The organism is Streptomyces sp. NPDC016851 (genome assembly GCF_055562795.1).
In genome coordinates this window covers 474,688-498,592 of the sequence record NZ_JBVHEP010000004.1, presented here as the reverse complement: position 1 = coordinate 498,592, position 23,905 = coordinate 474,688, and the positions used below count along the sequence as shown (strand labels likewise).

Here is a 23,905-nt window from a genome sequence, read left to right as displayed (position 1 = left end):
TTGGCACGCTGTTGAGTTCTCAAGGAACGGTCGCTTCCTTTGTACTCACCCTCTCGGGCTTTCCTCCGGGCGCTTCCCTTCGGTCTTGCGTTTCCGACTCTATCAGATCTTTTCTCGACCCGATTTCCTCGGTGCTTTCCAGGTTTCCGCTTCCGCGTTTCCCTTTCCGGCGGCTCCGACTTTATCAGAAGTTCTGAGCCGGATTGACCGGCCGCTCGTTTCCGATTCATCGGGAGGGGCTTCAATGAAATCAGCGTTTCATGAAGCAGACAGATGCTCACTGTCGCCGATCCGGGGCTGAACCCCTTGTCCAGGCAACTGTTCGAATCTACCTCCCCGCACGAGCCGTGTCAACGGCTCCTGTGGGGCGAAGAGGAGACTAGCAGTTGAACGGACGTGGTCGCACATCCGGCGGCCGTAGGGCCGTTCAGGCAGCTGTCGGGACGGTGGCGCTGCGTTCCGCTGCCTCGACGTCGCCGGTGTCGCCGGCGCGGGCAGCGCGGCCGCCCACGACGTAGACGTACGCGAAGAAGGCCAGTTCGGCGACGACTCCGATGGTGATGCGGGCCCAGGTGGGGAGGCCGGAGGGGGTGACGAAGCCTTCGATGGCGCCGGAGACGAAGAGGACCAGCGCCAGGCCGATGGCCATGCCGATGGCGGCGCGGCCCTCTTCCGCGAGAGCGGTGCGTCGCGTGCGGGGGCCTGGGTCGATGAGGGTCCAGCCGAGGCGCAGGCCGGTGCCGGCGGCCACGAAGACGGCGGTCAGTTCGAGCAGGCCGTGCGGGAGCACCAGGCCGAGGAAGGTGTCGAGACGGCCGGCCGAGGACATGAGACCGACGCCGATGCCCAGGTTCAGCATGTTCTGGAAGAGGATCCAGAGGACCGGGAGCCCCAGGAAGACGCCCAGGATCAGGCACAGGGCTGCGGCCCAGGCGTTGTTCGTCCAGACCTGGGCGGCGAAGCTGGCGGCCGGGTGGCTGGAGTAATAGGTCTCGTACTGGCCGCCGGGGCGGGTGAGGTCGCGCAGTTCGCTGGGGGCCGCGATGGACGCCTGGACCTCGGGATGGGTGCCGATCCACCAGCCGAGGAGGGCCGCGACCGCCGTGGACAGCAGCGCGGTGGGTACCCACCAGTGGCGTGACGTGTAGACGGCGGCCGGGAAGCTGTGGGTGAGGAAGCGGGTGACGTCGCGCCAGGAGGCGCGGCGGGTACCCGTGACCGCACCACGCGCGCGTGCCACGAGTTGGCTGAGCCTGCCGGTGAGCTGGGGGTCGGGAGCACTGGACTGGATCAGGGAGAGGTGCGTGGCGGCACGTTGGTAAAGAGTGACGAGTTCGTCGGCTTCGGCACCACTGAGGCGGCGCTGGCGACGGAGCAGGGCTTCGAGGCGGTCCCACTCCGCTCGGTGGGCGGAGACGAAGACGTCGAGGTCCATCGGTCTGCCTGCTCCTCGGCTGTTCGTCGGCGGCTCGTCGTGGATCAGCTTGTCGTACTGCGGCGCGATGCGCCCTCAGCTTGGCAGACTGGCCCTGTCGGGGGCAGGGCAGGGGAAGGACGGCGGGCGTGAGTGAGCTGGTGACGGGCGAGGCGGTGGCGTTGGAGCTGCGCCCCGCGAGGTTGCCCAGCAGGGCGCTGGCCGTGTTGCTGGATCTTGTGGCGGCCGTGGCCGTCTACGTGGCGGTGACCATCGCGGTCGTGGTTTCCACTGCCTCGCTGGACGAGGCGGCGCAGACGGCGCTGTCGATCGCGACGTTCGTTCTCGTGCTGGTGGGCGGGCCGATCGCGGTGGAGACGCTCAGCCATGGGCGTTCTCTCGGGAAGATGGCCTGCGGGCTGCGTGTGGTGCGGGACGACGGGGGGCCGATCCGGTTCCGGCATGCGCTGGTAAGGGGCTTGATCGGGGTGATCGAGATCCTCATGACCTTCGGTGTCGTCGCCTGTATCGCCTCGTTCGTGTCGGCGCGTGGGCGGCGGCTGGGGGATGTGTTCGCGGGGACCCTCGTCGTCCGGGAGCGGATTCCGGTCACGCGGACCGGGTTCGTGCCCCCTCCCCCGCCCTGGCTGGCGGGGCGGTTCTCGGGACTCGACCTGTCTGCGGTGCCCGACGGGTTGTGGCTGGCCGTGCGGCAGTACCTGACGCGTATGCAGCAGTTGGACCCGCAGGTGGGGTGGTCCATGGCGGAGCGGCTGGCGTCGGATCTCGCGGAACGGACGGGAGCTCCGGTGCCGCAGGGTGTTCCGCCGGCGGCGTTTCTGGCGGCGGTCGTGCATGAACGGCAGGCGCGGGAGGCTCGGCGGGCTTTCGGGAGCGGGTCGTCCTCGTCGGCCGGTCCGAGTGCTGCGGCTGCTCCGGCTGCTCCGGCCGCCGATGCTGCCCCGGCAGCTGAGCCCGCTTCGGGGGCGGGCGCGGCGTCCGGTGCGTACGGACGGCCGCCGGTTGTGCCGCCTGGTGCCGTGTCTCAGCCGTACGGTGCGGCTGTCGAGTCGTCCGGCGGGGACCGGCCCGCGGAGTCGCATGAGGTGCCTGCGGGCGAGCGTCCCGGGACTGGGTTCGTGCCGCCGGCGTAGTGGAGGGCGGCCGGGCTGCCCGTTCAGCGGGGGGGCCGGGCTCAGGTGAACGCCGACGGCGGTGATTCGAGGTCTTCGAGCTCGATGCCGGGGGCCGCGAGCACCACGTCTCCGGCGATGTGCACGGAGTGCTGTTCTCCCGTGTCCAGGGCTGTGACCTGGTATTCGTCCACGGTCAGGGGGCCGTTGTCAGTGGCGTGTGCTTCTCTTTTCAGCAAGGTCCACGACTGGTCCACGGTGCGCGGGGCGAGGACCGGGTCCGTGAAGGCGACGAGGCGTACGCGGGTGCCTGCTGAGGAGGGGGTGAGGCGCAGGAGACGGGTGGTGGCGACGAGGAACGCCGGGGAGGTGCCGGTGAAGGCGTGGGCGCGCACATTGCCTTCGGTGGCGTCGGTTCCGGTGGGGTCGGTGCGGACCCAGGTGACGCCGTCGAGGGCGGCGCCGCGGACCTGCCAGGCGGCGGCGTGGAGTTCGAGGCGGATGGGGCGCCCGAGTTCGTCGAGGGTGAGGTCGACGGAGCCGTGGTGATCGCCCGAGGGGGTGGTCAGCTGGGAGACGTAGCGCCAGCCGGAGGGGCCGGGGGCGCACTGGAAGTGTTCTTCAGCGAGGGGGGTGTGATCGTGCGGATCGTGGAGCGAATAGCGGCCGCGGGGCATGGGGGTCCTGGGTCTTGACGGGCTGGGCCGGTCACCGGCCGGTCGAACGGGGCAGGCCCCCGGCACGGGGGTGCGGGGGCCTGCTTCGAAGGACCTGAGCTGCTGAGGAGCTGAGCTGCTCGGCTCAGTAGCGGTACTCGGCTCAGTAGCGGTAGTGGTCCGGCTTGTACGGGCCCTCGACCTGGACGCCGATGTACTCGGCCTGCTCGGGGCGGAGCGTGGTCAGCTTCACGCCGAGCGCGTCGAGGTGGAGGCGGGCGACCTTCTCGTCGAGGTGCTTGGGCAGCACGTAGACGCCGGTCGGGTACTCGTCGGGCTTGGTGAACAGCTCGATCTGGGCCAGGGTCTGGTCCGCGAAGGAGTTGGACATCACGAACGACGGGTGGCCGGTGGCGTTGCCCAGGTTCAGCAGGCGGCCCTCGGACAGGACGATGATCACCTTGCCGTCGGGGAAGGTCCAGGTGTGGACCTGCGGCTTGATCTCGTCCTTGACGATGCCGGGGATCTTCGCGAGGCCGGCCATGTCGATCTCGTTGTCGAAGTGGCCGATGTTGCCCACGATGGCCTGGTGCTTCATCTTGGCCATGTCGCCGGCCATGATGATGTCCTTGTTGCCGGTCGTGGTGATGAAGATGTCGGCCTTGTCGACGACCTCGTCGAGGGTCGTGACCTGGTAGCCGTCCATCGCGGCCTGGAGGGCGCAGATCGGGTCGATCTCGGTGACGATCACGCGGGCGCCCTGCCCGCGCAGGGACTCCGCGCAGCCCTTGCCCACGTCGCCGTAGCCGCAGATGACCGCGGTCTTGCCGCCGATGAGGGTGTCGGTGGCACGGTTGATGCCGTCGACCAGGGAGTGGCGGCAGCCGTACTTGTTGTCGAACTTCGACTTGGTGACGGCGTCGTTGACGTTGATCGCCGGGAACAGGAGGACACCGTCGCGCTGCATCTCGTACAGGCGGTGGACGCCGGTCGTGGTCTCCTCGGTGACCCCGCGGATCTCCGAGGCGAGCTGGGTCCACTTCTGGGAGCCGTCGGTGATGGTGCGGTTCAGGAGTTCGAGGATGACGCGGTGCTCGTCGTTCTCGGCGGTGTCGACGGCAGGAACCTTGCCGGCCTTCTCGTACTCGACACCCTTGTGGACGAGGAGGGTGGCGTCACCGCCGTCGTCCAGGATCATGTTCGGGCCGCCGGTGGGGCTGTCCGGCCACGTCAGGGCCTGCTCCGTGCACCACCAGTACTCCTCCAGGGTCTCGCCCTTCCAGGCGAAGACCGGGACGCCCTGCGGGTTGTCGGGCGTGCCGTTCGGGCCGACGGCGATGGCTGCCGCGGCGTGGTCCTGGGTGGAGAAGATGTTGCAGGAGGCCCAGCGGACCTGTGCGCCGAGGGCGACCAGGGTCTCGATGAGCACGGCGGTCTGCACGGTCATGTGCAGGGAGCCGGTGACACGGGCGCCGGCCAGGGGCTGGGCCTCGGCGTATTCCTTGCGGATCGCCATCAGGCCGGGCATCTCGTGCTCGGCGAGGGTGATCTCCTTGCGGCCGAACTCGGCCAGGGAGAGATCGGCGACCTTGAAGTCCTGTCGCTTGTCGACAGTCGTCATTGAGAGCTGCTCCTCGGGATTGGGTCGAGGTGGGTACGGCTGGTCTGCGCGGCGGCGGACACAGGGGTGCCCGAAAGAGGACACAGGCATGCCCGCGTGTGCGCAGCGCAGTCCGTCGGAGGCCCTCTCTCCCTCGGTCGGTCCGCGGTGGGACCGCCCGACCGCCATCAGCAGCGACGTCTGGCTCCGTCCCAAGCTACACCGGGGGCGCCTGCGATCCCCAGTCCGCAGGGAAACACATCGAGCCGATCCCGTAACGGGCGGGGGTGGGACTGTCGGTGAGGTGCGGGAGTGGTGGAAGGCGACGGGGCCCGCCGAGTGGTTCGGCGGGCCCCGTGGCCGGAGGAGTCGCAGGTGGTGGTGTCAGTGGTCGGTGGGGCCGCCGGGGCTTGCCTCGGGGTCGGGGCCCTTGGCGGCTTCGGCCTCGCTGTAGATGTCCGGCTCGAGGTAGATCACGCGGGCGATCGGGACGGCCTCGCGGATGCGTCCCTCGGCGGCGTTGATGGCGGCGGCGATCTCGGTGGCCGTCTCCTCGTGGCGGACGGCGATCTTGGCGGCGACGAGGAGTTCCTCGGGGCCGAGGTGGAGCGTGCGCATGTGGATGATGCGGGTGACGGTGTCACCGTCGACGACGGCGGCCTCGATCTTCTGCGTCTCCTCGACGCCGGCGGACTCGCCGAGCAGCAGCGACTTGGTCTCGGCGGCGAGGACGAGGGCGATCAGGATGAGCAGGATGCCGATGCAGAGGGTGCCGATGCCGTCCCAGACGCTGTCGCCGGTGAGCAGGGCGAGGCCGACGCCGCCGAGGGCGAGGATCAGGCCGACGAGGGCGCCGAGGTCCTCCAGGAGGACGACCGGGAGCTCGGGAGCCTTGGCGTGGCGGACGAACTCCTTCCAGGAGCGCTTGCCCCGCAGGACGTTGGACTCCTTGATGGCCGTGCGGAAGGAGAAGGACTCGGCGATGATCGCGAAGACGAGGACGCCGACCGGCCAGTACCAGTGCGTCAGCTCGTGCGGGTGCTTGATCTTCTCGTAGCCCTCGTAGAGGGCGAACATGCCGCCGACCGAGAAGAGGACGATGGAGACGAGGAAGGCGTAGATGTAGCGCTCGCGGCCGTAGCCGAAGGGGTGTTGCGGGGTGGCCTCGCGCTTGGCCTTCTTGCCGCCGACCAGCAGCAGCGCCTGGTTGCCGGAGTCGGCGACGGAGTGGACGGACTCGGCGAGCATCGATGACGAGCCGCTGAAGATGAACGCCACGAACTTCGCTACCGCGATCGCGAGGTTGGCGACCAGTGCCGCCACGATCGCCTTGGTGCCGCCTGACGCGCTCATATGTTCGCGTTGTCCCTTCGTACGCCGTTCCAGGGCCGGGATGCCGCCTTGGTGCGGCACCCGTGGCTTTGCCCGTGCTTGACGGTGGGCCATTGTTGCAGCCCGCTCGGGCCGCGGTGCTTCAGGTCACCAGCACGGGGGTCATCGAAACGGTCAGGCGACGACCGTGGCGCGGAAGAGCGTGCCGGTTCCGGACACTTCGGCCTTTTCGCCGGCCGGGACGAAGACGGATCCGCCCGGGGTCAGGTCGTGCCCGCCGGCCCGGACGGAGCCGGCCGTGCAGAGCAGGATCTGCGGGGTCGCGCGGGTGAGGTCGTGGGCGCTGCCCGCCTCGGGGAGGACGAAGCGGGACAGGCGGAACTCGTCGATGGGGGTCTCGTAGAGCTCCTCGCCGTCCGGGGAGGCCTCGGGGCGCAGGACGCCGGGGTCGCTGGGCCGGAAGCGGACGATGCGCAGGAGCTCGGGGACGTCGACGTGCTTGGGGGTCAGGCCGCAGCGCAGGACGTTGTCGGAGTTGGCCATGATCTCGACGCCGAGGCCGTTCAGGTAGGCGTGCGGGACGCCGGCGCCGAGGTAGAGGGCCTCGCCGGGCTGGAGCCGGACGTGGTTCAGCAGCATCGCGGCGATGACGCCGGGGTCGCCCGGGTAGTGGTGGGCGATGTCGGCGTAGGGGGCGTAGGCGCCGCCGAGGCGGGTGCAGGCGGTGGCCGCCTCCGCGACCGTGCGGGACATCTCCTCGGGGTCGGCGGTGAGGATCGCCGTGAGGACCTCACGCAGGGCGGCGTCCTCGGGGTGGGCGTGCAGCAGGTCGACGTACGGCTTGAGGGAGTCGATGCCGAGGTCGTCGAGCAGGCCGGCGGCGGCGAGCGGGTCGCGGAAGCCGCACAGGCCGTCGAACTCGGTGAGGGCGCAGATCAGTTCGGGCTTGTGGTTGGCGTCCTTGTAGTTGCGGTGCGGGGCGTCCACGGGGATGCCGCGGCGCTCCTCGTCCGCGTAGCCCTCCTTGGCCTGCTCCAGGTCGGGGTGGACCTGGAGGGAGAGCGGGGCGCCGGCGGCGAGGATCTTGAGGAGGAAGGGCAGGCGGGGGCCGAACTTGGCGACCGCGGCCGGTCCGAGTTCCTTCTCCGGGTCGGCGTCGATGACCTCGACGAGCGTGCCCCGGCCGGTGCGTGAGGGGGCGCCCGGGTGGGCGCCCATCCACATCTCCGCCTGCGGCTCGCCGGTCGGGTCGGTGCCGAGCAGGTGCGGGATGGCGGTGGGAGAACCCCAGGCGTAGGGGCGGATGGTGTTGTCGAGGCGGTCCATGGGGTCTCTCTGGGGGTTCGGGCGTGCGGGTGCGTCAGCGTGTCCCGAGCATGATCAGGCCCTGGAAGCGAGCGCCAGGTAAACGGCGGCGAAATCCGTGACGGCGATCAGTTCCGCGAGGGTCTCCAGCTCGCCGCCCTCCTCCGGTTCCAGCTCGCTGATCGGCGTGTCATGGCTGAGGGCCAGGTCGCGGGCGCCTGGGGCGGCGGTGAGGCCGCCGATGGGGCGGTCGCGGAGGAGCACCACGCGCGCGTGCAGGGCGGGTGGTTCGTCGACGCGGTCGCGGAAGAAGTCGTCGGGGTCGGCGCTGGCGGCCAGGGGGCCGGCGAGCAGGGCGCTGTGTGTGGCGAGGGCCTCGGGGAGTTCGGCGACGACCGCCGGGATACCGGACAGTTCGGCGAGCGCGGCGGCGAACCGGCGGCCCGCCGGGCCGGCCGAGGTGCCCTCGGTCCAGACGATCGGGAGGGCGTCGGCGAGTTCGGCGGCGAGGGTCTTGGCGGGGTTGCTGTAGGTGGCGATGGCGGGGCCGCAGCGTTCGGCGATGCCGTCGAGGCGGTCGGCGACCTTGCCGAGGGCCTCCGGCGGGGCGGCGAGCACGCCGGTGCGGTCCAGCAGCGCGAGCAGCGGGGTGAGCAGCGCCCACAGGACGCCGGGCGCGGAGGCGGCGAGGGGCTCGTCCTGGTCGTACGGGGCGGTCGCCATGGGGACGAACAGGCCGTGCGAGCCGTTCACCGCGTCGGCGAGCGGGGAGCGGCGGGGGGCTACGGCGACGACGTTGCAGCCGCGGCGGTAGGCCTGCTCGGCGAGGAGGGACAGGCCCGGTTCGCTGCCGTCCGGGGTGGTGATCAGGAGGAGGTCGACGGAGCCGACCCAGCCGGGCAGATCCCAGCGCAGGGCGCCCGCGGCGGGGGCGACGCCGGTGGGGGCCAGCCGCGTGACCGGGCTGCCGGCGCCCGCGAGGGTGCCGATGAGGTCGGCGGCGTGCGTGGCGGCGGCGCCCGGGCCGGCGATGAGGACGGCGCGGGGGCGGCCGTCGGGTTTGAGGTCGTTGATGCCGGCCTCGGCGGAGTGCCGGGCGGCCGTGCGGACGCGGGCGCCGGCTTCTGCGGCGCCGCGGAGCAGCCCGCGGTGGTCTGCCTCGGAGAGGCCCTCCGGGGAGTCGAGCAGCGATTCGTCGAGCATGGGCGGCAGCCTCCGATCGCCGGAGTCCGGTCCGGGTCCGTTTTTGGGATGTCCTACGTCGGTGCCCGTTGTGCCCGGGGTGTATGTGCGCCGGGTTCACGCGGGTGTGTCTGCCCGGGCGGGCCTACGCGGGGCGGCGGGCCTCGTCGACCAGGAGGACGGGGATGCCGTCGCGGACCGGGTAGGCCAGGCCGCAGTTCTGGTCGGTGCAGAGCAGTTCGGTGTCCTGCTCCTTGAGGGGGGCGTGGCATGCCGGGCAGGCGAGGATTTCGAGGAGGCCGGCTTCGAGTGCCATGCGGGGTCCCTTCGGGGATGGGGCGGGGTGGGGCGTTGGTGCTGGGGGTGGTGCGGATGTGCCTGGTCAGGGTACCGCCGGGTGGGGGGTGGGGCGGGGGTGATCGGCAAGTGCGGCGGGTATGTGGGCTGGGGTGGGTGAAGGGGCTCCGCCCCTTTGACCCCGCCAGGGGGCTTCGCCCCCTGGACCCCGGCCTATGCCCACCCGCCGCCCGAAGCGGTCGGACAAGAGGCCGGGCTCGCCTTTCCCTCAGCCCCTGATGATCGCCAGTGCCTCGTCCCTCACCCTGGTCATCGTCTCCTGGTCCCTCGCCTCCGCGTTCAGGCGGAGCAGGGGCTCCGTGTTGGAGGGGCGGACGTTGAACCACCAGTCGGTGGCGGAGACGGTCAGGCCGTCCAGCTCGTCGAGGGTGATGCCCTCGCGGTTCTCGTACGCGGAGCGGATCGCGGCGAGGCGGGCCGCCTGGTCGGTCACCGTGGAGTTGATCTCGCCGGAGCCGGCGTAGCGGTCGTACTGGGCGACGAGGGCGGACAGGGGGCCGGACTGGCCGCCGAGGGCCGCCAGGACGTGCAGGGCGGCCAGCATGCCCGTGTCGGCGTTCCAGAAGTCGCGGAAGTAGTAGTGCGCGGAGTGCTCGCCGCCGAAGATCGCGCCCGAGCGCGCCATCTCCGCCTTGATGAAGGAGTGGCCGACGCGGGTGCGGACCGGGGTGCCGCCGTTCTCCACGACGACCTCGGGGACCGACCAGGACGTGATCAGGTTGTGGATGATCATGCCCTTGCCGCCGTGCCTGGCCAGCTCGCGGGAGGCCACCAGGGCGGTGATCGCCGACGGGGAGACCGGCTCGCCGCGCTCGTCGACGACGAAGCAGCGGTCGGCGTCCCCGTCGAAGGCGAGGCCGAGGTCGGCGCCCTCTTCGCGGACCCGCTTCTGGAGGTCGACGAGGTTGGCCGGGTCGAGGGGGTTGGCCTCGTGGTTGGGGAACGTGCCGTCGAGTTCGAAGTACATCGGGACCAGCGTCAGGGGCAGGCCGGCGAAGACCTCGGGGACCGTGTGGCCGCCCATGCCGTTGCCCGCGTCGACGACGACCTTCAGGGGGCGGATGGAGGTCAGGTCGACCAGGGAGCGCAGGTGCGCCGCGTAGTCCGACAACGTGTCGCGGCCGGTGATGGTTCCGGGCGTCGCGGCGGGCTCGGGGGCGCCCGACTCGCTCCAGGCCTCGACCAGTTCGCGGATCTCGGCGAGGCCGGTGTCCTGGCCGACCGGGGCGGCTCCCATGCGGCACATCTTGATGCCGTTGTACTGGGCCGGGTTGTGGGAGGCGGTGAACATGGCGCCCGGCAGGTTCAGCGCGCCCGAGGCGTAGTAGAGCTGGTCCGTGGAGCACAGGCCGATCTCGGTCACGTCGGCGCCCAGCGCCGCCGCCCCCCGCGCGAAGGCCCGCGACAGGCCCGGTGAGGAGGGCCGCATGTCGTGCCCGGTCGCGATGGCGCTCGCGCCGGTGACCCGCACGAAGGCCGCTCCGAAGAGCTCGGCCAGGGACTCGTCCCACTGGTCGGGGACGATCCCGCGTACGTCGTACGCCTTGACGACCTGCGACAGATCAGCAGCCACGGCCAACCTTCCTGAAAAAGTACTGTCGGTCCGCCCAAACTACCCTCGCCCGCTGACAGCGCGCTGTGCGGACGCCGAGTCGGCGCCCGGGCGTCGTCTCAGGTCACGGCAGCATCCAGTCCAGGACGGGCGTGCTCTGGCCGACCACGATCAGGCACATCACCAGCAGCAGGCCGAGGCTCCACGGCAGTACCTTGCGCAGCAAGTCGCCCTCGCGGCCCGCCAGTCCGACGGCCGCACAGGCGATGGTGAGGTTCTGCGGGGAGATCATCTTGCCGAGGACGCCGCCGGAGCTGTTGGCGGCGGCCAGCAGGTCGGGCGGCAGCCCCGACTCGCGGGCGGCGGTCACCTGGAGGGCGCCGAAGAGGGCGTTCGCCGAGGTGTCCGATCCCGTCACGGCGACGCCGAACCAGCCGAGGACGGGCGAGAGGAAGGCGAGCCCGGCTCCCGCCGCCGCCACGAAGTGGCCGATGGTCGCCGCCTGCCCGGAGAGGTTCATGACGTACGCGAGCGCCAGTACGGACGTCACCGTCAGGATCGCGAAGCGCAGCTCGTGCACGGTTGCGAGCCATTCCTTCACCGCCACGCGCGCGTGCACCCCGATGACGGCGGCCGTGCCGATCCCGGCGAGCAGCACGAGCGTGCCGCCGGTCGACACGATCGGCCAGGTGAAGACGTTGCCGCCGACCGGTTCGCCGTCGGAGCCGAGCACGTTCAGGAAAGGCCAGTCGTAGGTCTGGGTGGCCCTGTCCAGCCAGTCCTTGACGGCCGGGATCTGAGCGACGGAGAAGATCAGGACGATCAGCGCGTAGGGGGCGTACGCGCGAAGGACCTCGCGGGGCGGGTCCTGCTCGTCCAGTTCCTCGCTGCGTACGCCGGTCAGCACGGAGGCGCGTACGGACTCGGCGGCGGGCACGCGCGCGTGCGGTACGGCGACCAGGGCGCCCGCGCCCGCCAGGGCGGCGCCGATGTCGGCGAGTTGGGCGGAGACGTAGTTGGAGGCGGCGAACTGGGCGACGGCGAAGGCGACTCCGCAGGCGAGGGCGGGCACCCAGGTCTCGCGCAGTCCGCGCCGGCCGTCCACGAGCCAGACCAGCACGAGGGGCACCACGAGGGCCAGCAGTGGCGTCTGACGGCCCACCACGGACGCCACCGAGTCCAGCGGCAGCCCGGTGACCTGGGCGAGCGTGACGACCGGTGTGCCCATCGCGCCGAAGGCCACGGGCGCGGTGTTGGCGACCAGGGCGACGACGGCCGCGCGCACGGGTTCGAAGCCGAGGGCGACCAGCATGACCGCGCTGATCGCGACGGGCGCCCCGAAGCCGGCGAGTGCCTCCAGCAGCGCACCGAAGCAGAAGGCGATGACGAGCGCCTGGATGCGGGGGTCGTCGGAGAGCCGCCCGAAGGACCGGCGCAGGATGTCGAAGTGCCGGGTGCGGACGGTCATCCGGTACACCCACAGGGCGTTGACGACGATCCACAGGATGGGGAAGAGGCCGAAGACGGCGCCCTGGGCGGCGCTGGAGAGCGTCTGCCCAAAGGGCATGCCGTAGGCGAGCCGGGCGACGAGAACGGCGGCGAGGAGGCCGGTCAGGCCGGCCAGGTGCGCCTTCATGCGGACGGCGCCCAGCAGGACCAGGACGAGCACGAGAGGCAGGGCCGCCACGAGGGCGGACAGGCCCAGGGAGCCGGCGACGGGTTCCAGTTCCTGCACGTACACGGGCGCCTCCCCGGTTTCCGTCATGCGGAAGCGATTTCTCGCGTCCCCCAAACGGAATGGTCATGTCCACGCCAAGCGCGCGTCAATGGGTGTGCGCGGGGAGGATCCGGGAGGTGCGGTCAGTTGTCGGGCGACCGGAGGACCCGCAGATGCCCTCGCCGGGCGACCTCCATCGGGTCGGCCGAGCGCCCGCCGCCACCGGCCCCGGCCGCCCGTTCCTGGGGACGGGCCGCCTCGCGCACGGCATTGGCAAGCGCTTCCAGGTCGTCGCCGCTCGGGCGCGCCGGGGCCGAGCCGTCGAGAAGCCGGACGACCTCCCAGCCGCGCGGGGCGGTGAGGCGCTCGGAGTGCTCGGCGCACAGGTCGTAGCAGTGGGGTTCAGCGTAGGTGGCGAGCGGGCCGAGGACCGCGGTCGAGTCGGCGTAGACGTACGTCAGCGTCGCGACGGCGGGACGGCCGCAGGCGGTGCGCGAACAGCGACGTACAGGGCTCACGACGTTGGACGGTACCGCACTCTTGAGCGGGCCGCGACGACTCTCCACCAGGTCACTCCCCCGTGTCGTGCTGTGAAACGCCCCACACCCCCCTTCGGGCGCACCCTGCTGACCTGCCCGGACAGTGTCGTCCGGGGTGTCGAACGACCCGTCAAGCGGTCAAGAGTCGTCACAAAACCCTCAATTGCCGTGAGGTCGCCGGTCTCGGCGAGATACGGAATCGAGCCCAACCTTGGCTGGAATGGTCATGTAACGACATGCCGTACCGGTCGGCCGGAAGCCGTCCGTACCGGCGTGCGGTGCCGGGCGCGGGGACTCGGCGGGGACTACCCTTCAGCAGTGATGGACATGCCCGTAACGCCCCGAGCCGCCGCCCCCGGGCCCCGCCGCCGTGATCGCCACGGCCGGGGCATGCGCGGCCCGATCGCACCGCCACAGGTGCCGCTCGCCGCCAGCCGCGCGGATGCGTTCGCCGATCTGGTGCAGGACTCCGTGGAGCGCCTGGAACGGCGCTGGCCTCAGCTCGCCGACATCGATTTCCTGGTGCTGGAGGTGCCGCGGCTCGACGGGCCCGGCCAGGCCTGGAACGACGAGGCGGTCCCGCTGGGCGGCACGATCAGCGCCCGTGAGGGCCGCCCAGCGCGCGTGGTGGTCTACCGGCGGCCGGTCGAGATCCGCACCAAGGGCCGCGACGAGCGGGCGGCGCTGGTGCACGAGGTCGTCGTCGAACAGGTCGCCGAGCTGCTGGGGCTGACCCCGGAGACGGTCGATCCGCGGTACGGCGAGGACCAGGGCTGAGACCGCCCGGCTGCGGCCAGGGATACTTCCGCAGCACCGACCGCAGTGGTCAGGGCTACTTCCGTAGCACCGACCCCAGTAGTCAGGGCTCCTTCCGCAGCACCGACCCCCGTGTTCAGGGCTACTTCTGCAGCACCGACAGGTCCTCGTCCGCCTCCGGCACCGCGACCGTCCCCCGGTCGTCGGGGAGCGTCTGCACGGTGAAGCCGGGCACGCCGCCCTCCGTCGCCGCCAGGGTGCGGGCGCCGTAGACCGGGCCGCCGGACTTCGGCTCGACCGTGAGCGCGTACGTGCCCTTCAGTCCGCTGGGGACCGGGGGCTCGATGTCCTGGGTGGTGCCGGCCTTGATCGTGTACGTCTTCGACGCCGGTGTGCCGCCCTCGCTGCCCGCCGAGGCGGTGACCTCGACCGTGGCGGCGCGGTCGGGGGCGGTCAGCGAGAGCGTGCTGCCCTTGGCGCTGTTGTCCGCGGACGTCGCGCGCGTGCCGACGGGGCGGGTGGCCGGGATGAAGGCCGTCTCCTGCTTGTCGCCCTTGCCGCGTACGACCCGCAGGGCCGCCACGAGGGGCACGGACCGGTCCGTCGGCGTCAGCACCAGGGAGCCCGCCTCGCCGCGCGTCACGTCGCCCAGGTCGACGGCGGTGGTCATGCCGCCCTTGACGTGCACCGTCTCGTGCCCGGCCGGGGTGATCAGCCCGGAGGGGGAGGCCAGGCGCACCTTGAGGTCCGCGTCGGCGTCGCCCGGGGTGAAGGCGACCAGGCGCACGGACGTGGCGTCCTTGGGGATGCCGGGCAGGACCAGGCTGCCCGAGGGGTCCGTGGACGCGGTCAGCCAGTCGCCGCCGAGCTTGTCGTCCAGGGCCTGCACGGCGGCGCCGACCCGACCGCTGCGGACGTTGACGTGCACCGTGAGGTTGGTCTGCTGCTCGTCGGTGAGGGTGGACAGCAGGACCGGGTCGCTGGAGTGCGGCTGGATCGTGATGCCCTCCCCCACCGTGGACTTGAGGGTGCCGTCCTTGCCGTAGAGCTCGACGTCGACCACGGCGGCCGAGTCGTCGGGGTTCGTCAGGTGGACGTAGTCGGTGCGGTCGGCCGCGGTGCTGGCGCCGGGGAACCAGAAACTGGTGTCCGGGGCCGTGCAGTTGACGCCCTGGAGGCCGCGGCCGGTGCCCGCGGCGACCTCCGTCGTCTCCTGGACCGTCCAGCCGGGCGCGAACCTGCCGTCCGCGGTCCCGACCAGCGCGGGCGATTCGGCGCCCGAGGTGTCCCCGGTGACCGGCTTGCCGGGCTCCTTGGGGGTCAGCACCGGCTTCTCGGTCTTCCGTTCGCCGGTCTTCCCGGCATCCTTGCCCTGGTCGCCGCCCGCGCCGTCCTCCGACTCCTGGGCGGCCGCCTGGAGTTCGGCCTTGCCGCCGCTCCCGGTGCCCTTCGTGACGGGTGTGAAGGAGGTGTACGACGTCTCCGCGATGTCGGACATGCTGGGCGCGGGGCACAGGAGGCTCGTGCGCTCCACGGGCAGTTGGGCGGCCGCCTTGGCGGTGGTGTCCGCGCCCGGGGTGTCCGGGGCGGACAGCGCGGCGAAGCCGGTGACGGCGGCGAGCGCGGTCGCGCCGGCGATCAGGGACAGGGTCGTGCGGTTCACTGCTGGCTCCCGTCGGGACGCTCACTGCCCGTGCCGTGGGGGTGGTGCTGCTGCGCCGGGTCGTACGGCGTGCCGTAGCCCTGGGGGTAGGCCTGGTCGTAGCCCTGTTGGTCGTAGCCCTGTTGGTCGTACGACGGGTTCTGGGGCTGGCCGCCGTACGCGTACGGGTCGTACTGGCCGCCCTGGTAGGGGTCGGCCGGGTACTGCTGTCCGTACGCGTCCGCCGGGTACTGGGCGCCCTGGTACTGGTCGCCGTAGTTCGCGTACTCGCCGCTCTGGTAGCCGGCGTTGTCCCACTGCCCCTGGTTCTGCTGGGGCACCGGTGCCGGGGGCTGCTCGGGCTGCGGGGGCGGGAACTCCCCGGGCTGCGCCGCCCCTTCGGCCTCGGCCTCCGCCTGGGCGCGCAGGCGGCGGGCCCGGCGGCCCTCGCCCGCGACCGGCTGGGCCGGGACGGCGGGCTCCTCGGGCAGGTCGTCGTCGATGTCGCGGCGCCGGCCGGGCAGGGCCAGCACGACGAGGACGACGGCGAGGAGGCCCTGCGCCCACAGCCACGCGGTGTGGCCGACCGGGTCGTCGTAGGTGACGTCCAGCCTGCCGCCGGTGGCGGGGAGCTTGAAGCCCTGAGCCCAGCCGTCGACCGTGGTGCGGGTGAGCGGCTTGCCGTCGAGCGTGGCGGTCCAGCCGTCGGAGGCGGTGTCGGCCAGGCGCAGCACGCGTCCGTCGGGGCCGGCCGGGATCGTGGTGTGGATGTCGACGGGCCCGGCGGCGACGGTCTGCGGGGTGCCGGAGCCGGAGGCGGGGACGATGGTGGCGCGCGCGACGTCCTGGTCGATCTGCCACAGCGCGCCGCTGTCCTGCTGGCTGAGCCGGGTCAGGCCGGGCGTGGTGTCCAGGACGCGGGTGACGTCGCGGGGAGCGCCCTGGTGCACGAGGACGTAGCGCACGGCGAAGCCGCCGAGCTGGTCGGCCTGGTCGGCGCCGGAGCCGGCGACGAGGTTGGCGACGACCTTGTCGAGCCTGCTGTTCTCGCCGTCGGCCGCGGCGATCTCGCCGTCGCCGAGGCGGGCGCCGGAGCCGCGGACCAGCATGTATCCGACGCGCGAGGCGGAGTCGCTGTCGAGGACGAGGGTGCGGGCCTGGTCGCTGCCGCCGCTCTCCTCGGCGACGAACGCGGGGACCTGGGTCGGGTCGCGCCGCTCCAGCGGGCCGTCGGCGCCGCGGATCATCCAGCCCGCGGCGACGAGCAGCGGGCCCGCGGCCGAGGCGAAGGCGATCAGCACGGCGACGGGCTGGCGCCAGCCGAAGCTCTGCTCGGCCACGCGCGCGCGTGCCCCGTCGGCGCCGAGCGCGGCGGCCGCCAGGAGGGCGATGCCGTAGACGAGCGTCGCGGGGCCGGACCAGGTGGAGCTGTTGGACAGGACCGCGAAGACGAAGCCGGTCAGGGCGGCCGTCCAGGCCGTCCAGATGCCCAGCCGGCGTTCCGAGCGGAGCAGGGCGGCGAGCGCGGCCAGGACGATGCCGATCAGCATGAGGCCGCTGACGGTGCCGGGGCCGCCCGGGCTGGCGCCGAGCAGGTCGAGGGCGGAGGCGGCCGACGGGCCGTACTCCAGACCGGCTTCCTGGAAGAAGCCGAAGGGGAGCAGCGACAGCGACCAGGGCGCGAGGACCAGCAGGGGCGTGCCGAGCTGGGCGAGGAACCGCAGCCCGTACGCCGTGATGTCGGTCCGGCGCAGGACCAGCAGCCCGGCGCCGAGGAGCAGCGCGATGGGCCACACGATCGGGGTGAACGCGGTGGTGATGGTCAGCAGCAGCGCGTACGCCCAGGTGGCGCGCCAACTGCCACGCGCCCCCGAGGGGTTCGCCAGTCCGCTGGCGGCGATGCCCGCGCGGGCGATGAGCGGCAGCAGCACGGCCAGGACGGCGGTGCCGATCCGGCCGCCGGCGAGGGCGCCGGTGGCGGCGGGCAGGAAGGCGTAGACGACGGCCGCCCACGCGCGCAGCAGCCGGGACTCGACCAGCGGGCGGGAGGCGAAGTAGGCGCTGAGCCCGGCCAGCGGTACCGAGCAGACGAGCAGCAGCGTGACGGCGAGGCCGGTCGAGCCGAACAGCAGGGACGCCAGCATGGCCACGAGCGCGAGGTACGGCGGCGCGGAGGAGGTGCCACCGGCGGCGACGGGGTGCCAGGCGTCCAGGTAGCGCGCCCACAGGTCGGAGGAGTCGGACGGGGCGGGCAGCAGGGCGCCGCCCGTGAGCGCGCCGCCGCCGAGGAGTTCGCGGCAGGCGGCCAGTGAGACGAGCAGCAGCACCAGGAAGAGCACCGGGCCGGGCTTGCGCGCGATGCGCTTGAGCCGGGCGAACTGCTCGATCTCCAGGAAGTCCGCGTCGTCACCGCCGGGGCCGGACTCGACGGCACCGCCGTGCCGTCCGGCGCCGGAGGCGACCTCGGCGTCGGAGGGGCCGACGACGTTGCCCGCGACCTGCTCGACGGTCATGCGGACGGTCGCGCCGGGCGGCGGGAACAGCGGCCGCAGTTCGTCCTTGTCGATCCGGGGTGTCCCTCTGCCGCGCCGTCCGGCGAGGATCCGCTCGGGCCTGAGGAGCGTGCCCATGAGGCCGCGGATCTCGTCGACGGCCTGTCCGGGGACCTTGCCGACGAGGTAGGCGACGGTCCGCAGCAGTGTGCCGAGCACGATCCGCAGCAGCACCCAGGGCAGGACGGCCGTACGCGCGTTGACGAGCAGGGTGTAGACGGCGCCGGCCTTGTCGACCTTGTGGGGGGAGGCAGACGTGCGGCCCACGCAGTCGACCGTGCGGCGCTCGCGGGAGGCCGCCTCGGCGTGCCGGACGACGGCCTCGGGGGCGACGAGGACGCGGTAGCCCGCCGCGTGTGCGCGCCAGCACAGGTCGACGTCGTCGCGCATGAGAGGCAGGTGGCGGTCGAAGCCGCCGAGCTGTTCGAAGACGTCGCGGCGGATCAGCATGCCGGCGGTGGACACCGACAGCACGGGCCGGACGTGGTCGTGCTGGCCCTGGTCCTGCTCGCGGCGGTCCAGGCCGGTCCAGCGGCGGCCGGAGTTGGCGATGCTGACGCCGACCTCCAGCAGCTGCCGCCGGTCGTACCAGCCGCGGAGCTTGGGGCCGACGACGGCGACGTCCTCGCGGCCCAGCTCGTACTCGTTGTCCACGACGCGCAGCAGCTGGGCCAGGGCGTCGGGCTCCGGGGCGCAGTCGTCGTGCAGCAGCCACAGCCACTGGACCGGCTCTCCGTGCGGGAGCTCGGGCAGGTCGTAGGCGTCGTCGCGCCAGGAGCGGGTGACCGGGTCCCAGCCGCTGGGCCGCTTCAGATACGGCAGCTCCTCCGGCGTGAGGTGCGGGGCCGTGCGGTCGCACTCCTCGACGGCCTGGCCGAAGCCGGTGCGGCGGGCGAGGTGCAGCACGCGGTCGGCGCCGAGGGCGTCGGTGACCAGCTGGGCGGAGTCGTCCGCGCTGCCGGTGTCGGCGCCCATCGCGTACTGCACGGGTCGCTCCTGGCCGAGCAGCCCGGCGAGCGCGTCGGGCAGCCAGCGGGCGCCGTCATGGGAGACGAGGACCGCGGTCACCACATGACGCGGGAACTCAGGTGTGGCAGCGCTGTCGTGATGAGCTGCCGGGTGGCTGTGCACGGACATCGAGGTACGGGCCCCGGTTCGGTGGACTGCGGTGGACGCCTGCGGCCGGTGGGGGCAGCGGTGCGTCTCGGACGAGCGACCACACTATCGGCTGTGCAACAAGGGGGCCCGCCGCCTGTGGATAACCCACCTGCGACGGGCCGTTCGAACCGGGCGTACGGATCGGGATGCCGTCAGACCGCGGCCTTCTTCAGCCGGCGGCGCTCCCGCTCGGACAGGCCGCCCCAGATGCCGAATCGCTCGTCGTTGGCGAGGGCGTACTCGAGGCACTCGGAGCGGACCTCACAGGCGAGGCAGACCTTCTTGGCCTCCCGGGTCGAGCCGCCCTTCTCGGGGAAGAAGGACTCGGGGTCGGTCTGGGCGCACAGTGCGCGCTCCTGCCAGCCGAGTTCCTCGTCCGCGTCGTCGACCAGCAGTTGCTGCACCGTCTCGGTCATGTGCGCCCCTCGTCTGTCTTTCGCGTCCCCGTGATCTAGCCGTTACCGATTCCGGCTGAACGACACGAGTGAAATTACAAGTGTGCTGCTCCGGGCGAGTCAAGCCGAGATCTGCTATTGAGCCCCTTATTCACTCTGCGGAACCAAGCCCAAGCGGAAAGTGTTCAAATCACCATAAAACCTGACACACCGACGGAGCCCGCAGGGGTTCACGCCGTCCGCCGGACCCCTTGCAGACCTGTACGAAGAAGGACGCCCAGAGGTTCGATCTCGTTCCGGCACGCACCTCGAAGCGAAACGGATCACAGTCGGATCACGAGTACGCAACGGGGTTTCGTGCGCCCGGTTGGACGCCATGTGTCCCGGGCGGGCCATGAACAAACCTTTCATCTGAGTGAACGACCGGATGAGGTGAACCACATCCCACATGACGGGTGCCGAGTTGACAGTGAAGGTGTGAACCGGTGTCCTTGTGGGCATGCTCGCGAACTCGGCACTCACCTCGACCCGCACCGCCGGGTCCCACGGTGCTGCCCGCGCTCGCTGTAGCTGTTGCTGTTCCAGCTGTTGAGCCTCACCTGCTCCAGCTGAAGGCCGAGCCACCCTCTCTCGGCTTGTTCCCTCTGACCTTCTTTCACTGAGGAACCACCACCACCCATGAACAGCGACAGCGACCTCCAGATCGCCGGCGACCTCCTCGAAGTCCCGCATCTGCTCCAGACCCCGCGAGAGCACCCGGCCACCGTCGCCGAGTTCGTCGGACTCGCCCGCTCCCTCGCCGCCGACCGCTCCCAGTGGGAGCACCTCGTCCACTACGACGCGACCAGCCGCTGGTACCACCGGCTGCGCACCGGCCCGGGCTACGAGGTGTGGCTGCTGTCCTGGGTGCCCGGACAGGGCAGCGGGCTGCACGACCACGGCCGCTCCTCCGGTGTGCTGACCGTGCTGGACGGCACGCTGACCGAGCGCACGGAGCGGGGCACACGCGCGTTGCGGGCAGGCGCGCAGCGCGTTTTCGCGCCGGGGTACGTGCACGAAGTCGTCAACGACGCACTGGAGCCGGCGGTCAGCCTGCACGTCTACTACCCGGGCCTGACGGAGATGCCGATGCACACGGCCCAGCACTGCGAGGCCCGGAGCGTACCGGGGGCCGTGACCGCCTGACCGGTTGCGGTGGTCGCCGACCGGTTGTCACAGCCGCCTGCAAGACTGGCTTCCATGCGCATTGTGGTTCTGGCAGGCGGCATCGGTGGTGCCCGGTTCCTGCGTGGTCTGAAGCGTGCCGTGCCGGACGCGGACATCACGGTCATCGGCAACACCGGGGACGACATCCACCTCTTCGGGCTGAAGGTCTGCCCGGACCTCGACACGGTGATGTACACGCTCGGCGGCGGCATCAACGAGGAGCAGGGCTGGGGGCGCGCCGACGAGACCTTCCACCTCAAGGAGGAGCTCGCGGCGTACGGCGTCGGACCCGAGTGGTTCGGCCTCGGTGACCGGGACTTCGCCACGCACATCGTGCGGACGCAGATGATCGGCGCAGGTTACCCGCTGAGCGCGGTGACCCAGGCGCTGTGCGACCGCTGGGAGCCGGGCGTGCGGCTGATCCCGATGTCCGACGACCGCGTGGAGACCCACGTGGCCGTGGAGATCGACGGCGAGCGCAAGGCGATCCACTTCCAGGAGTACTGGGTGCGGCTGCGCGCCTCGGTGCCCGCGGAGGCGATCGTGCCGGTGGGTGCCGACCAGGCCAAGCCCGCGCCGGGTGTGCTGGAGGCGATCGCCGAGGCGGACGTGATCCTCTTCCCGCCGTCCAACCCGGTCGTGTCGATCGGCACGATCCTGGCCGTGCCCGGCATCCGGGAGGCCATCGCCGACGCCGGGGTGCCGGTGGTCGGTCTGTCCCCCATCGTCGGTGACGCGCCCGTGCGGGGCATGGCCGACAAGGTGCTCGCCGCCGTGGGTGTCGAGTCGACCGCCCCGGCGGTGGCCGAGCACTACGGCTCGGGCCTGCTGGACGGCTGGCTCGTCGACACGGTGGACGCCGCTGCGGTGGAGCGGGTCGAGGCGGCCGGGATCCGCTGCCGGGCCGTGCCGCTGATGATGACCGACGCCGACGCGACCGCGCAGATGGCGCGGGAGGCCCTGGCACTGGCGGAGGAGGTGCGGGCAGCTTGAGCGGCGAGGTGCCGGAGAACCGGCAGGGTGCCGACGGGTACCGGGTCTGGGCCCTGGGCGGGATGCCCGAGGTCACGGCCGGGGACGACCTGGCCAAGCTGATCGCGGCCGCCGAGCCCGGTCTGGCCGACGGCGACGTCCTGCTGGTCACGTCGAAGATCGTGTCCAAGGCGGAGGGCCGGGCGGTCCGGGCGACCGACCGGGAGGCGGCCATCGACGCCGAGACGGTCCGCGTGGTCGCCCGGCGCGGCAGCCTCCGGATCGTCGAGAACCGGCAGGGCCTCGTCATGGCCGCGGCCGGGGTCGACGCGTCCAACACCCCGTCCGGGACGGTGCTGTTGCTGCCCGAGGACCCGGACGCCTCCGCCCGAGCGATCCGCGACGGGCTGCGCGACATCCTCGGCGTCGACGTCGGTGTCCTGGTCACCGACACGTTCGGGCGGCCCTGGCGCGCGGGGCTGACGGACGTCGCGATCGGCGCCGCCGGGGTGCGCGTACTGGACGATCTGCGCGGCGGCACGGACGCGCACGGCAACCCGCTCAGCGCCACCGTCGTCGCCACGGCCGACGAACTCGCCGCGGCCGGCGACCTGGTCAAGGGCAAGGCGTCCGGGCTCCCCGTCGCCGTGGTGCGCGGCCTGCCGCACCTGCTGGCGCCGGGCGACGGAGAGGGAGCGCGGGCCATGGTGCGCGGCGCGCGCGACGACATGTTCCGGCTCGGCACGTCGGAGGCGGTACGGCTGGCGGTGACCCAGCGGCGCACGGTCCGGGCCTTCACTGACGAGCCCGTCGACCCCGGCGCGGTACGGCGGGCGGTGGCCGCGGCGGTGACGGCGCCGGCGCCGCACCACACCACCCCCTGGCGCTTCGTGCTGCTGGAGTCCGAGGAGTCGCGGACGCGGCTGCTCGACGCCATGCGTGACGCGTGGATCGCGGATCTGCGGCGGGACGGCAAGACGGAGGAGTCCATCGCCAAGCGGGTCCGGCGCGGGGACGTCCTGCGGAACGCGCCGTACCTCGTCGTCCCGTGTCTGGTCATGGACGGCTCGCACACCTACGGTGACGCGCGGCGTGACGGGGCCGAGCGGGAGATGTTCGTGGTCGCCACGGGCGCCGGCGTGCAGAACTTCCTGGTCGCGCTGGCCGGGGAGCGGCTGGGTTCGGCGTGGGTGTCCTCGACGATGTTCTGCCGGGACGTGGTGCGCGAGGTGCTGGGGCTGCCGGGCGACTGGGATCCGATGGGCGCGGTGGCGGTCGGGCATCCGGCGGAGGAACCGCGTCCGCGGTCGGAGCGGGACGCGGGGGCCTTCATCGAGGTGCGGTGACCGGCGCCGGCCGGCGCCTACGCTCGTAGGGCTCCTCTCGCTTCGCATCGTTTCCCAGGGACTTCACTCATGGCAGGACGGTTCGCTCCCCGGCCCACGCGTACCACTGTGCGCGGCGGGCATGCCGGCGTGCCGCGGCAGGCGGCGGGGGCAGGGCAGGCGGCGGGGCTGGTGCGCGACTGGGTGCCGGACGGGCCGCTGGATCTGGGTCTGGTGCTCGGGCCGCTGCGGCGCGGGCCGGGTGATCCGACGTTCCGGGCGATGCCGGACGGGTCCGTGTGGCGGGCGTGTCGTACGCCCGCCGGGCCCGGGACGCTACGGGTGTGCGCGTACGGCGGTGGGGTGCGCGGCCAGGCCTGGGGGCCCGGGGCGGAGTGGCTGCTGGACCGGTTGCCGGAGCTGCTCGGGGCCTCCGACGACCCGTCCGTGTTCGAGCCCCGGCACCGGCTGGTGGCGCTGGCCCGGCATCGGCGGCCGGGGCTCAGGCTGACGCGGAGTGGGCTGGTGATGGAGTCTCTGATTCCGTCGATTCTGGAGCAGAAGGTCACGACCGATGAGGCGTATCGGGCGTGGCGGTTGCTGGTGCGGAAGTTCGGGGAGCCGGCGCCGGGGCCCGCGCCCGGGCGGATGTGTGTGATGCCGGGGCCTCGGGAGTGGGCGTTGATCCCGTCGTGGGAGTGGCATCGGGCCGGGCTCGACAACAAGCGGGCGTCGACGATTCTGCGTGCGGTGCGGGTGGCCGGGCGGTTGGAGGAGGCGGCCGGGATGGAGCCGGGGGCGGCTCGGGCGCGGCTGGAAGTCGTGCCGGGGGTCGGGCCGTGGACGTCGGCGGAGACGGTGCAGCGCAGTCATGGGGCGCCGGATGAGGTGACCGTGGGGGATCTGCATCTGCCGCGGATCGTGGGGTGGGCGTTGGCCGGGGACCGGGATGCGGATGACTCCGTGATGCTGGAGTTGCTTCAGCCTTATGCGGGGCAGCGGCATCGGGCGGCTCGGTTGATTTTGTTGAGTGGGGTGGTGCCGGGGCGGAGGGCGCCGAAGATGCCGCGGTGGGATATTGGGGCGTTGTGAGCTGCCCCGGGTTTCCGGTG

At 72.1% G+C, this 23,905-nt stretch carries 19 protein-coding genes; 6 read left to right on the top strand and 13 right to left on the bottom strand.

Features of this window, described 5'->3' with window-relative positions:
* Positions 1–427: 427 nt before the first annotated feature.
* Complete coding sequence (locus ACZ3I3_RS10025; protein ID WP_467363998.1) at positions 428–1,435, bottom strand: stage II sporulation protein M; 1,008 nt, start codon at positions 1,433–1,435, stop codon at positions 428–430.
* A gap of 128 nt (positions 1,436–1,563) precedes the next feature.
* On the opposite strand from ACZ3I3_RS10025, the gene ACZ3I3_RS10020 reads away from it, so the two are divergent.
* Positions 1,564–2,568: an RDD family protein gene (locus tag ACZ3I3_RS10020; protein ID WP_467363997.1), complete on the top strand. Its 1,005-nt coding sequence runs from the start codon at positions 1,564–1,566 to the stop codon at positions 2,566–2,568.
* Positions 2,569–2,609: 41 nt separating this feature from the next.
* Here ACZ3I3_RS10020 and ACZ3I3_RS10015 read toward each other — a convergent pair whose 3' ends face one another.
* The 9 genes from ACZ3I3_RS10015 to ACZ3I3_RS09975 all read right to left on the bottom strand — a co-directional run bounded on the left by ACZ3I3_RS10015 (position 2,610) and on the right by ACZ3I3_RS09975 (position 12,814).
* Positions 2,610–3,224, bottom strand: a complete 615-nt coding sequence (locus ACZ3I3_RS10015; RefSeq protein ID WP_467363995.1) for a hypothetical protein — start codon at positions 3,222–3,224, stop codon at positions 2,610–2,612.
* 142 nt (positions 3,225–3,366) lie between these two features.
* The gene (ahcY, locus tag ACZ3I3_RS10010; RefSeq protein WP_467363994.1) at positions 3,367–4,824 is read right to left on the bottom strand and encodes an adenosylhomocysteinase; all 1,458 of its coding nucleotides are present in this window, start codon (positions 4,822–4,824) and stop codon (positions 3,367–3,369) included.
* Positions 4,825–5,187: 363 nt separating this feature from the next.
* Positions 5,188–6,156 (bottom strand): cation diffusion facilitator family transporter, encoded by a 969-nt coding sequence (locus ACZ3I3_RS10005; RefSeq protein WP_467363992.1) that lies wholly within the window; start codon positions 6,154–6,156, stop codon positions 5,188–5,190.
* A 153-nt stretch (positions 6,157–6,309) separates the two neighbouring features.
* On the bottom strand, positions 6,310–7,461 hold the full coding sequence (gene manA / locus ACZ3I3_RS10000; protein ID WP_467363991.1) for a mannose-6-phosphate isomerase, class I: 1,152 nt from the start codon (positions 7,459–7,461) through the stop codon (positions 6,310–6,312).
* A 54-nt stretch (positions 7,462–7,515) separates the two neighbouring features.
* A complete protein-coding gene (locus ACZ3I3_RS09995; RefSeq protein WP_467363989.1) occupies positions 7,516–8,643 on the bottom strand; it encodes an SIS domain-containing protein in 1,128 nt (375 codons plus the stop codon).
* 124 nt (positions 8,644–8,767) lie between these two features.
* The gene (locus ACZ3I3_RS09990) at positions 8,768–8,938 is read right to left on the bottom strand and encodes a Trm112 family protein (RefSeq protein WP_078945647.1); all 171 of its coding nucleotides are present in this window, start codon (positions 8,936–8,938) and stop codon (positions 8,768–8,770) included.
* 249 nt (positions 8,939–9,187) lie between these two features.
* Complete coding sequence (locus tag ACZ3I3_RS09985) at positions 9,188–10,552, bottom strand: phosphomannomutase/phosphoglucomutase (protein ID WP_467363986.1); 1,365 nt, start codon at positions 10,550–10,552, stop codon at positions 9,188–9,190.
* Positions 10,553–10,655: 103 nt separating this feature from the next.
* Positions 10,656–12,272 (bottom strand): L-lactate permease, encoded by a 1,617-nt coding sequence (locus tag ACZ3I3_RS09980; RefSeq protein WP_467364014.1) that lies wholly within the window; start codon positions 12,270–12,272, stop codon positions 10,656–10,658.
* Positions 12,273–12,391: 119 nt separating this feature from the next.
* Positions 12,392–12,814: a DUF3499 domain-containing protein gene (locus tag ACZ3I3_RS09975; protein WP_399414181.1), complete on the bottom strand. Its 423-nt coding sequence runs from the start codon at positions 12,812–12,814 to the stop codon at positions 12,392–12,394.
* A 294-nt stretch (positions 12,815–13,108) separates the two neighbouring features.
* Between ACZ3I3_RS09975 and ACZ3I3_RS09970 the strand changes: the two genes are divergently transcribed.
* Complete coding sequence (locus ACZ3I3_RS09970) at positions 13,109–13,564, top strand: metallopeptidase family protein (RefSeq protein WP_356927591.1); 456 nt, start codon at positions 13,109–13,111, stop codon at positions 13,562–13,564.
* A gap of 121 nt (positions 13,565–13,685) precedes the next feature.
* Here the strand turns inward: ACZ3I3_RS09970 and ACZ3I3_RS09965 are convergent, their stop codons facing one another.
* The 3 genes from ACZ3I3_RS09965 to ACZ3I3_RS09955 form a co-directional block, all read right to left on the bottom strand.
* Positions 13,686–15,206 carry a DUF5719 family protein gene (locus tag ACZ3I3_RS09965; protein ID WP_467363984.1) on the bottom strand — a complete coding sequence of 507 codons (1,521 nt, stop codon included), beginning with the start codon at positions 15,204–15,206 and terminating at the stop codon, positions 13,686–13,688.
* On the bottom strand, positions 15,203–18,874 hold the full coding sequence (locus ACZ3I3_RS09960; protein ID WP_467363983.1) for a glycosyltransferase: 3,672 nt from the start codon (positions 18,872–18,874) through the stop codon (positions 15,203–15,205). The genes ACZ3I3_RS09965 and ACZ3I3_RS09960 overlap by 4 nt, the downstream gene beginning before the upstream one ends.
* 173 nt (positions 18,875–19,047) lie before the next feature.
* The gene (locus tag ACZ3I3_RS09955; protein ID WP_010034659.1) at positions 19,048–19,311 is read right to left on the bottom strand and encodes a WhiB family transcriptional regulator; all 264 of its coding nucleotides are present in this window, start codon (positions 19,309–19,311) and stop codon (positions 19,048–19,050) included.
* Positions 19,312–19,968: 657 nt separating this feature from the next.
* Here ACZ3I3_RS09955 and ACZ3I3_RS09950 point away from each other — a divergent pair.
* The 4 genes from ACZ3I3_RS09950 to ACZ3I3_RS09935 all read left to right on the top strand — a co-directional run bounded on the left by ACZ3I3_RS09950 (position 19,969) and on the right by ACZ3I3_RS09935 (position 23,885).
* Positions 19,969–20,475 carry a cysteine dioxygenase gene (locus ACZ3I3_RS09950; protein ID WP_467363981.1) on the top strand — a complete coding sequence of 169 codons (507 nt, stop codon included), beginning with the start codon at positions 19,969–19,971 and terminating at the stop codon, positions 20,473–20,475.
* Between the two features lie 54 nt (positions 20,476–20,529).
* Positions 20,530–21,489 carry a 2-phospho-L-lactate transferase gene (gene cofD, locus ACZ3I3_RS09945; protein WP_467363979.1) on the top strand — a complete coding sequence of 320 codons (960 nt, stop codon included), beginning with the start codon at positions 20,530–20,532 and terminating at the stop codon, positions 21,487–21,489.
* Positions 21,486–22,814 carry a coenzyme F420-0:L-glutamate ligase gene (locus ACZ3I3_RS09940; protein ID WP_467363977.1) on the top strand — a complete coding sequence of 443 codons (1,329 nt, stop codon included), beginning with the start codon at positions 21,486–21,488 and terminating at the stop codon, positions 22,812–22,814. The genes cofD and ACZ3I3_RS09940 overlap by 4 nt, the downstream gene beginning before the upstream one ends.
* Before the next feature lie 69 nt (positions 22,815–22,883).
* A complete protein-coding gene (locus ACZ3I3_RS09935; protein WP_467363976.1) occupies positions 22,884–23,885 on the top strand; it encodes a DNA-3-methyladenine glycosylase family protein in 1,002 nt (333 codons plus the stop codon).
* Positions 23,886–23,905: the final 20 nt, after the last annotated feature.